This is a genomic window from Maricaulis sp., assembly GCF_048270265.1.
Classification (GTDB): Bacteria; Pseudomonadota; Alphaproteobacteria; order Caulobacterales; family Maricaulaceae; genus Maricaulis.
This window is the reverse complement of the sequence record NZ_JBLWTD010000029.1, coordinates 19658-29233: the sequence shown is the minus strand read 5'-3', so window position 1 is coordinate 29233 and position 9576 is coordinate 19658. Positions and strand designations below refer to the sequence as shown.

Here is a 9576-nt window from a genome sequence, read left to right as displayed (position 1 = left end):
GCCCGCCTGCTCCGTGGCGTTGGCCTGCACGGCGGCGTCGAACGCGTTGGGTGGGGACGGGCGTTGGCTCATGGCTGTTGCGCCACCGGCCCGGCCAGCAGGGCGTCGCCATAACTGCCTTCGAGCTGGCCATTGCGGGCCCAGTCACCCAGCAGCCGGAAATAGCCATCGGCATAGCGCGTCGATTCCCGCCCGGTATCGGTTTCAACGAATTCGAGAATACCGTGATCCGCATTCGCGAACTCGACCAGTTCGATATCCCGGCCCTCGGCGATCAGGGCGCGCAGGATATCGCGCGTCGCATCCGGGGGTGCCTCGCGGTCCTGCCCGGCGAGAACCCACAAGACCGGAACCTCGACCTGGTTCATGACCTCGATGGAATCATGGCCCCAGCTGGTGCCCGCATCAAAGAAATTGAGATAGACGAATTTGAAGCCGGTCACGCCCGCATCCAGCATCTGTCCGGAATATTCGCCTTCAATGGCGCGGAACCAGTCCTCATTGCCCCATTGCTGTTTCAGCCGCGTAAAGTCCTCGCGCCCGTCGGTGAAGCCCGAGGCCATCAGGCGTCCGGTGACATCGGTAACCTGTGCGGCCTGGGCCAGCACCTCATCGTCATAGCCGGCCGCGCGCAGTTCGAGCTGGACTTCCGATGCGTCCTCGTCGGTCGGGGCGACCATCATGCCGAAACTGACCATGACAAAGTCGGCATCGCTCATCGTCGCTGCCAGCGGCGCAACCCAGCCACCCTGGCTGCCGCCGAACAGGCCAACGCGTCCGGCCCGTGGCCCGGCCAGTTCGCGGGCGCGTTGCAGCGCCATCGCTGCATCACCGGCCAGCGCCTCGAAATCCTGTGAGTATTCGCCCTCGGAGGCGCCCGTCCCGCGCTTGTCATAGACAAAAATGCCCACGCCCTGCGCCGGCATGATGCGCTGGGCATAGGCCCAGTCGAGGGCCGAATCGCGCTCCGATCCATGCACCCAGACCGCAATCGGAACCGGCTCGGCACCTTGTGGCAGGAGCAGGCGTCCGGCGAGCGTCAGCCCGTCGCTTTCAAATTCGGTGTCGATGATGTCGAGCTCAATGCGCTCGGCGACGCCGTTATAGCCCTCGAGTCCCTCAATTGTGAGGCTTGTCGTGCCGCATTCGCCGAGATCGAAACGGGCCGGATTGGGCTGGTCGGTCCAGCCGGTTGTGCCCGACCAGAGACCGTCTTCACCGGCCGAGATGCGGCCGACCTGCCCGTCGAGGGCGCGCCAGCGCAGATCCGCGCCCGCCACCGGTGCGAGGTCGATGATCGAACCGGATGCGGTCTGGTAGACGCCGACATGGCAGATCGCGGCCGGGTCCAGCGCCTCGTTTCCGGAACAGGCTGTGAGCAGCCCCGCGGCGCCGAGCGCCAAAACAATACCGGACTTCAACATGGGCAGCTCCAACCTTGCCGGGTCTGAAATGCCCGGGAGCTCAGAGGATAGCGGGCCCGCAACCCAGTCAACCGGGACGCAAGCTGCGCCTATTCCTCCAAAGCCGCCAACCGGGCGGCCTGGTCTTCCGCGATCAGGGCCGAGATGACTTCGTCGAGCCCGTCGCCGGCGACGATATCGTCGAGCTTGTAGAGGGTGAGGTTGATGCGGTGATCGGAAACCCGGCCCTGCGGATAGTTGTAGGTACGGATGCGTTCCGAGCGATCGCCGGAGCCGATCTGGCCCTTGCGCTCTGCAGCGCGCTCGGCATTGGCCGCCTCGCGCTGCATGTCATAGAGCTTGGCTTTCAGCAATTCGATCGCCTTGGCCCGGTTCTGGTGCTGGGACTTTTCCTGGCAGACGACGGCTATGCCGGTCGGCAGGTGGGTCATGCGCACGGCGCTGTCGGTCTTGTTGACGTGCTGGCCGCCCGCGCCGGAGGCGCGCATGGTGTCGACGCGGATCTCGGACATGTTGAGTTCGATATCGATATCTTCCGGCTGCGGCATGATCGCGACCGTCGCGGCGGAGGTGTGGATCCGCCCCTGGCTTTCCGTCGCCGGCACGCGCTGAACCCGGTGCACGCCACTCTCGAATTTCAGCCGTCCGAACACGCCATTGCCCGAGATCGAGGCGATGACTTCCTTATAGCCGCCATGATCGCCTTCCGAAGCCGAAGCCAGCTCCCAGCTCCAGCCCTGCAGCTGGGCATAGCGCTCATACATGCGGTAGAGATCGCCCGCGAAAAGCGCCGCCTCATCGCCGCCGGTGCCGGCACGGATTTCGATCAGCGCATTGGCCGCGTCATCCTTGTCCTTGGGCAACAGCGCCAGGCTCATTTCAAGCTCGAGCGCGGGAAGGGTTTCCTTCAGCTCGTAGAACTCCTCACGCGCCAGATCCGCCATCTCGGCATCACCGCTCTCCATCATCTCGGCGAGCTCGTCGAGTTCGGTGCGCGCGGCGCGCAGGGCCTTGGCCTTTTCGGCCACGGGCCGCAGCTCGGCGTGCTCCTTGGAGAGTTTGACGATTTCTGATGAGTCGGAGGCAGCGCCAAGGCGCGCCTCGACCTGGTCGAAGCGATCAATGACTTGCGCGAGTCTGGAAGCGGGCGTGTGCATCACGCTCGGTTAGCACCTGACGCTGTTCTTGCAAATGCCGCGCGGCTGTTTGGCCGGCCTAGATCAGCGCCAGGACCGCGATAACCGACATCACCACCAGCACAATGGTCGAGCTGACAAACACCAGGAAGCGGACCGGAATGAAGTTCCAAAGCGCCTGGATCAGGCTGTGCAACACGCGCAGCGCGACATAGCCCCAGGCCAGTCCGATCATCAGCGGATCGGTCAGACCGACCAGGTGGCAATAGACCGCCAGGGCGTAGAAGATCGTCGGTTGTTCATGCAGGTGATTGTAATTGTCGGCGATGCGGCGGACTTCGACCGGCAACACATCCATTTCGCTCTTCGACGTCATCTTGGCGGCATTGATGCCGGCCTTCTGCATCGCGGGAATGCGGGTGGCATACATCCACAGCCACATCACCAGCGTCCACACGATCAGCGCCAGTACTGGCGTCAGGATAGTCTCATACATCGCACTCTCCCCGCTTTGTCTGCCGGAACGCTAAACGCATTCGCGGCCCCAAGGCGACAATTTTCTTGTGTGCATCGCCCGTGGAGAGCGAACCGCGATCAGGTCTGGAGCGTCTTGAGCCGCACATCGGCGGGCGGTGCCTCATAGCCCTCGAATTCCTGCAGCAGGGCTTCGATATCGTCGGACACCATCAGCGAGGCGCGATGATCGCCGGCGAGGAAATCCTGCGCCGTCATCTTGTCGAGAAAGGCCACAAGATCATCGTAATAGCCGTTGACATTGAGCAGGCCCACCGGCTTGCGATGCTGTCCCAACTGCCCCCAGGTCCAGATCTCGAACAACTCTTCCATCGTGCCGATACCGCCCGGCAGGGCGATGAAAGCATCGGAGAGATGCGCCATCTTGGCCTTGCGCGCATGCATGGACTGCACGACGTAGAGCGCGCTCAGATCGAGGTGGGCGATTTCCTTCAGGGCGAGGAATTCCGGGATCACGCCGACAACCCGGCCGCCGGCCTGCATTGCCGCATTGGCCAGCTCCCCCATCAGCCCGACCTGGCCACCGCCATAGACGATCTCGATTCCGGCCCTGGCGAGACGCGCGCCAACATCCTGCGCTGCGGCAACAAAAGCCGGATCGCGGCCCGGATTTGACCCGCAATAGACGCAAATCGATTTCATCGGCAACATTTCCCCTTGGCGGACCGGGCCAGCTGGGTAAGCTGACCGGCAGGCTTGGAGCTCAGTCCCTTGATCCAACACGCATTGCTGGCCATCGCAAGTTTGCTGAGCATTGGCAGCGCCGCCCTGGCCGCCGAGCCTGTCATCGTACCCACAGAAATCTGTCGCGGCTACTTTCTCATCCCGATCACACTCTCCCCGCGTGAGGGCTATCCCGAGGACCGCACACTCTGGTTTCTGCACGACACCGGCGCCTCATCTTCCTATGTCGATCCCGACAGTATCGAGCGCGTCAGCGGCATACGGCTCGGTCTGCGTGACCGCGCCAATATCCGCGATGCCCATGCCGGGCCGGTCTCGATCAATCATCTGCAGGCGCGGGTCGGCGAACTCGATCATCTCGCCCGGGCCCTCGGGCATCCGATTGACGGCATTCTTTCCTTCGGAGCCTTCAGCGATTTCCTGCTGACCCTCGATTACGAGCTGGGCGAGATGCGGCTAGAGGAAGGCCGCCTGCCACGGCCCGACGGCGTCACCGTGTTCGATGCCGATGGACCGGACTATCGCCCCTGGATGGTGGTGGAGTTTCCCGACCGCCGCCGGCGGATGCTGATCGACAGCGGCGCGGCCCTGACCAGCCTGGCGGTGCGCCGGATCGACCTCTATGACACCGTCGAGCCACCGCGGCCGACCGGGGCCTCAATGCGCCTGCGCCAGGTCGAACGCCGCTCGGGCGCCCGCTCGCGCCAGGATGCCCGCATCGGTCCCAACCGGCTGATCGCACCGACGCTGCAATCCACCCCGGGCACCGAACTGATCGGCGGCGAGGTGATGCGGCATTTCATCTGGACCTTCGACCAGGCCACCGAGCGCGTCCGCATGGTGCGCACGCATCCGGAACGGCCGATCACCTTCGAACCGGATTATGATCACGGCATGGTGTTTGAGCCGCATCGGCTGGGGTACCGGGTCGAAGCCGTCATCGACAATACCCCGGCCAGCCTTGGCGGCGTCCAGGCCGGCGATATTGTCACGGCCTTCAATGGCCAGCCGCTCGACCGGCGCGGCTGCGAGGGGCCTCCACCATCCAACACGCTGGATGTCAGCCTGGTCCGCAATGGCCAGCCCCTGACCCTTAGGCTTCAGTTGTTTGCGCTGGTCGAATAGGCGCCGCAGCGATCTCCCGGGCGAGCACCGAGACCGCCTCGGCCAGACGTGCATCGGGAATATCGAGCAGGGCCTCGCCGGCGGTTATCTCCAGCGCACAGACTGCGCCGCCCTCCAGATCCCAGAAACGGTTTCCGAGCCAGACGCCGGTCTGCCGCGCAGCTTCATCACGGGCGCGTTCGGCCGTCGCCGCGTCACATGGCACGCGCAGATGCAGCATGTTAACGTGCGGCGGGTCGGGCGTGACCGCAACGCCCTCAATCCCCGACAGGGCCGCCGCCAGCATGCCCGCCCGCGCGACGAAGGCCGGCATCAGCTCGAGCTGACGCTCGATCAGGCGCAGCGCGTCGGGGACCATCGGCACGGGTGACACGATGCGGCCACCCAGGCGCGCCACCCACAGCCGCGCGTCGGCGATGAAGTCCGCCTCCCCGGCCAGCACCGCGCCGCCGAGAGCGCCGATATCCTTGTAGAGCGAGACATAGACCGAGGCGAAGCCATCGCAGACCCCGGCATAACTCCGGTCATCATAGAAGGGCCGGGTCGACCACAGGCGGGCACCGTCCAGGTGCAGCGGCAGGTTGAGCGCCCGGGCGCGCGCCTTGATCGCCTGCAATTCGTCCCAGGCCGGCAGGGCACCGCCATTGTGGCGCTGCGGCAATTCGATGAAGGCGCAGGCTGCGCCGGGCTGAAGGTCATCGGCCGCCAGCGGTGACGACCATTGCCCGATCAGTGTCGCATCAAGCCCATGGGCGAAATGATAGCCGCGCTCCTCATGCAGTTCGAGATGCGACGTCGGGTGAAGCTGGATGGTCCGGGACCCGGTCGCACCGGCATGAATCCGGGCTGCAATACCCTGGGCCATTGTGCCGGTGGGGCACCACATCGCAGCCGGTTTGCCCAGCAGGTCTGCGATTTTCGCTTCCAGCGCCGCGACCATCGGCCCGCCGAGATACATCTCGGCCTCAAGCCCCTCGGCATCCATGTAGCTGGCGACGGCGCGCAGATGATCGGCCGCCGTCACCACACCGTGATGCGGGAAGCCGAGGCTGATCTCGCAGCCAGCCCGCAGCTTGGCATCAATCGTCATGCCGCAGGACCCAGTACAGCCTCGCGCACGGCCGGCGCCCAGCCGACATGGAGCTTGCCGCCGACCGTGATCACCGGCCGTTTGACCAGAGTCGGGTTGGCGATCAGCACTGCAGCAGGCTCGCTTTCGGCCAGCTGCCGGTCCTGGATCGACAGGCCACGCCAGGTCGTCGACCGGGTATTGAGCAGAGCCTTGGCGCCGGCCAGTTTCAACCAGACCGGGATCAGCGCCATCAGGTCCGCATCGCTGCGGATATCGACAAAGTTGTGCTCAAGCCCCGCCGCCGTGATTTCCCGGAGCGCGAGCTTGCAAGTGTCACAGTTTTTCAGGCCGTACAGGGTGAGGGTCATGGGCGAAGTCTCATTCAGCTAAACCGGCCCGTCCGGCATAGCCGCTGGCTTGCAGAATGCCAATCGGATCATCGAGCGCAATCAGGGCGTCAAGGGCTGCCACCTTGTCTTCGGCCTGATCATAATAGGCTTGGGCAATCTGGCGTCCGATCCAGTAGCCGGCCTCAAAATACCAGCCCTCCGGGGCATTGCCGTAATTGCTCACCCAGTTGCGCACGGCCGCATTCGCGGGCTCGTCGAAGGCCATGCCGGTTTCGCTCAACGAAAACCCGTCACGCACCGTGATCCGGTCCCGGGCAAATTGCGTCCACAGCATGGCCTCGTTCTCGCGGGCCCAGGCATCGCGCTCGGTCCAGGGCAGCTCGCCGGTGACCTGCATCGCCATGAAGTCCGGCACGCCTTCCATCAACACCCCGAACAAGAGCGGATCAGCGATCAGGATCTGTGGATCAGGCTGGTGCTGGAATGTGTGAACCGTCTCGTGGGCGAAGAACATCCGGAAGGCCTGGCGGATATTGGGCTCATTGTCCTTGATGGCGCAAATCACTTCCAGCCCGAGCACCTGCGCGCCCGGCCCTGCCGTGCCACCCGAGGTGCCGGCGCCGAACAGGACGTGGATTTGCGGCAATTCGCGGTCCGGAAGAAGCGTGTGCATGGCGCCGTAAATCTGGCGCAGCTCCGGCGTCATGGATTCGGCGATGGGCAGGCAGACATCGATCGCTTGCCGGTATTGCCCGCTATGGGTATCGACATATTCGGCGAGGTGTTCGGCGCTTCGGATGCGGTTCGGGGTGAAGATCGCGACGGCTGGCGATGCGCCATCAATATATCCCGTCTGCAGGGCCTCCGCATCCGGATGCCCGTTGGCGGCCTCGTAGACCGCGACAAACCGGTACGCATCGCTGCTATTGACCTGCGCGGTCTGCGGGTCGGCGCCCTGGGCCAGAACAGGGGTGGGTAAGGCGGCCAGCAGGCCGGCGGCAAGTATATGTTTAAACATGGCTTATCACGTCCAGATGTGATCGCTCCCCAGCAACAGCCCTACCTAGACGATCATGACAGCCGGATCAGGGGGGAAAGACATCCGATCCGTCCCGGCAAGCCGGACAGGCCCTACTCTGCCGCCGCTTCGCGTTCGGCCCGCAGCAATTCGGCGCGTGCCTCGACCATCTCGACGATGTGTTCGACCATGTCTTCATTGCTGGTATTGTGATCCGGCTTGCCAGCGACATACATCTTGCCGCGCCCGGCGCCGCCGCCGGTGAAACCGAGATCGGTCATCAGCGCCTCGCCGGGACCGTTGACGACACAGCCGATGATCGAGAGCGAAATCGGCTCGGCGATATGGGCCAGCCGCGCTTCCAGGGTCTCCACCGTGCGGATGACATCGAAGCCCTGACGCGCGCAGGAGGGGCAGGCGATGATATTGACGCCGCGCGTGCGCAGCCCCAGCGATTTGAGAATATCGAAACCGACGCGAACTTCTTCCTCGGGCTCGGCCGAGAGCGAGACGCGGATCGTGTCGCCAATGCCCGCCCAGAGCAGGGAGCCGATCCCGATCGAGGACTTCACCGTGCCGATGCGGGTGCCGCCAGCCTCGGTGACGCCGAGATGCAACGGCGCATCGGTGGCCTCGGAGAGTTGCTGATAGGCGGCAACCGTCATGAAGGTGTCGGAAGATTTGACCGAGATCTTGTAATCCCGGAAATCGAGATCATCGAGAATGCGGGCATGTTCCAGCGCGCTCTCGACCATCGCATCGGGGCAGGGCTCGCCGTATTTTTCCAGCAGATGCTTTTCCAGCGAGCCGGCATTGACGCCGATGCGGATGGCGCAGCCATGATCGCGCGCCGCCTGGACGACGTCGCGCACCCGGTCCATCGATCCGATATTGCCCGGATTGATGCGCAGACAGGCGGCGCCCGCCTCGGCAGCCTCGATGCCGCGCTTGTAGTGGAAATGGATATCCGCGATCAACGGCACGCTCGAGGCCCGGACAATCGACTTCAGTGCCGCCGTCGAGGCCTCGTCGGGACAGGAGACCCGCACGATATCGACACCAGCCTCTTCGCAGCGCCGGATCTGGCCGATCGTGGCGCTGGCATCGGAGGTCAGCGTATTGGTCATGGTCTGGACGGAGATCGGGGCATCGCCACCGATCTCCAACTTGCCGATACGGATGGTGCGGCTCTTGCGCCGCTCGATCATGCGCCAGGGACGCACGGAACGGGGATCATGGGCAGGATCGGACATGGCGGACTCCCTCGGCGCAGCGCGCGTCAGCTTTGGTCCACGATATAGAGCGATTGCGGCAGGCTTGCGAGCGCGCGCTGTGAATTATTCCGGCTGCACCGCAGCCGTGTCGGCCACCGCGACGGTGATGTTCTCAACCGGAATGCCGGCCGCACCAAGCGTGCCGATCTCGACGCCGCCGCGCTCGAGCTGAATGGCGCCGGCATTGGAGGCGGAGAAGGTCAGCCCCTCTTCGCGGGCCTCGTAAGTATCCCCGGCAGCCAGCATGCGCGAATACAGGATGCGGCCGGAAGCGTCCTGGATTTCAAGCGTGGTCGGTGCCGTGGCCCGCAGGGTCAGGCGCGCATCACCCGCGGCATCGCCGAGCGGGACGCCGCTCCAGATCGTGTCGATATCGGCGGGCTGACGGATCGGTTCAAAATCAGCGCGGGCCCATTCCGGCGCCGCGTCCGGCGGCGAAGGCAGATTGGCAATATTCCCGAAGGAGGTCGATTGCTCGGAATACCACCAGGCCACTGACGCCACACAAACCAGGATCAGCACGGCACCGAAGGCGCCGCGCGGCAGCTTGATCGGATCGCGCGTCTTGGCCGATGCCGACGGCACGGCGCGGCCGGTCTCGGTGTCCACTTCGCGCTTGAACTGTTCGACAATGCCGACCGGTTCGATGGCCAGAAAGCTGGCATAGGTGCGCAGATAGCCGATGGCATAGGCCCGGGCCGGCAGGCCGCGTGTGTCCATGGTTTCAAGGGCTTCAAGGTAGTCGCGGCGGATGCGGGTCCGCGCTGCGGCTGAATCGAGGGTCAGGCCAGCCTTCGTGCGGGCCTCGCGCAGACGCTCACCGGCCGAATGCTGCACATAGCTGGCACCACTCTCCGAAAACACAGCATCCACCGGTACGAAACCCGCCATCGTTGTTTGACTCGACATGACCCTAAAACCCCTCCCCAATCGGGGTCAGAACACTCTCTCAGGGCAGG

Annotated in this window: 10 protein-coding genes; 1 reads left to right on the top strand and 9 read right to left on the bottom strand. The window is 64.5% G+C overall.

The annotated features are described in order from the left end of the window. Positions 1 to 68: 68 nt before the first annotated feature. From ACN0YF_RS13170 to ACN0YF_RS13155, 4 genes are all read right to left on the bottom strand, one after another. On the bottom strand, positions 69 to 1424 hold the full coding sequence (locus ACN0YF_RS13170; protein ID WP_417494735.1) for an alpha/beta hydrolase family protein: 1356 nt from the start codon (positions 1422 to 1424) through the stop codon (positions 69 to 71). Between the two features lie 89 nt (positions 1425 to 1513). Next, positions 1514 to 2581 (bottom strand): peptide chain release factor 1, encoded by a 1068-nt coding sequence (prfA, locus tag ACN0YF_RS13165; protein WP_417494734.1) that lies wholly within the window; start codon positions 2579 to 2581, stop codon positions 1514 to 1516. Between the two features lie 58 nt (positions 2582 to 2639). Beyond that, complete coding sequence (locus tag ACN0YF_RS13160; protein WP_417494733.1) at positions 2640 to 3056, bottom strand: MAPEG family protein; 417 nt, start codon at positions 3054 to 3056, stop codon at positions 2640 to 2642. Positions 3057 to 3154: 98 nt separating this feature from the next. After that, complete coding sequence (locus tag ACN0YF_RS13155) at positions 3155 to 3736, bottom strand: TIGR00730 family Rossman fold protein (protein WP_417483103.1); 582 nt, start codon at positions 3734 to 3736, stop codon at positions 3155 to 3157. Between the two features lie 69 nt (positions 3737 to 3805). Here ACN0YF_RS13155 and ACN0YF_RS13150 point away from each other — a divergent pair, with 69 nt between their 5' ends. After that, positions 3806 to 4903: a PDZ domain-containing protein gene (locus tag ACN0YF_RS13150; protein WP_417494732.1), complete on the top strand. Its 1098-nt coding sequence runs from the start codon at positions 3806 to 3808 to the stop codon at positions 4901 to 4903. On the opposite strand, the gene ACN0YF_RS13145 is transcribed toward ACN0YF_RS13150, so the two are convergent. The 5 genes from ACN0YF_RS13145 to ACN0YF_RS13125 form a co-directional block, all read right to left on the bottom strand. Then, the gene (locus ACN0YF_RS13145) at positions 4872 to 5993 is read right to left on the bottom strand and encodes a threonine aldolase family protein (RefSeq protein WP_417494731.1); all 1122 of its coding nucleotides are present in this window, start codon (positions 5991 to 5993) and stop codon (positions 4872 to 4874) included. The genes ACN0YF_RS13150 and ACN0YF_RS13145 overlap by 32 nt on opposite strands. Beyond that, positions 5990 to 6343 carry an ArsC/Spx/MgsR family protein gene (locus ACN0YF_RS13140; protein WP_417494730.1) on the bottom strand — a complete coding sequence of 118 codons (354 nt, stop codon included), beginning with the start codon at positions 6341 to 6343 and terminating at the stop codon, positions 5990 to 5992. The genes ACN0YF_RS13145 and ACN0YF_RS13140 overlap by 4 nt, the downstream gene beginning before the upstream one ends. Before the next feature lie 10 nt (positions 6344 to 6353). Continuing rightward, a complete protein-coding gene (locus tag ACN0YF_RS13135; protein WP_417494729.1) occupies positions 6354 to 7343 on the bottom strand; it encodes a hypothetical protein in 990 nt (329 codons plus the stop codon). Positions 7344 to 7456: 113 nt separating this feature from the next. Continuing rightward, entirely contained in the window at positions 7457 to 8596 is a 1140-nt protein-coding gene (gene ispG, locus ACN0YF_RS13130; protein ID WP_417494728.1) for a flavodoxin-dependent (E)-4-hydroxy-3-methylbut-2-enyl-diphosphate synthase, read from the bottom strand. 84 nt (positions 8597 to 8680) lie between these two features. After that, positions 8681 to 9526 (bottom strand): helix-turn-helix domain-containing protein, encoded by an 846-nt coding sequence (locus ACN0YF_RS13125; RefSeq protein WP_417494727.1) that lies wholly within the window; start codon positions 9524 to 9526, stop codon positions 8681 to 8683. Positions 9527 to 9576: the final 50 nt, after the last annotated feature.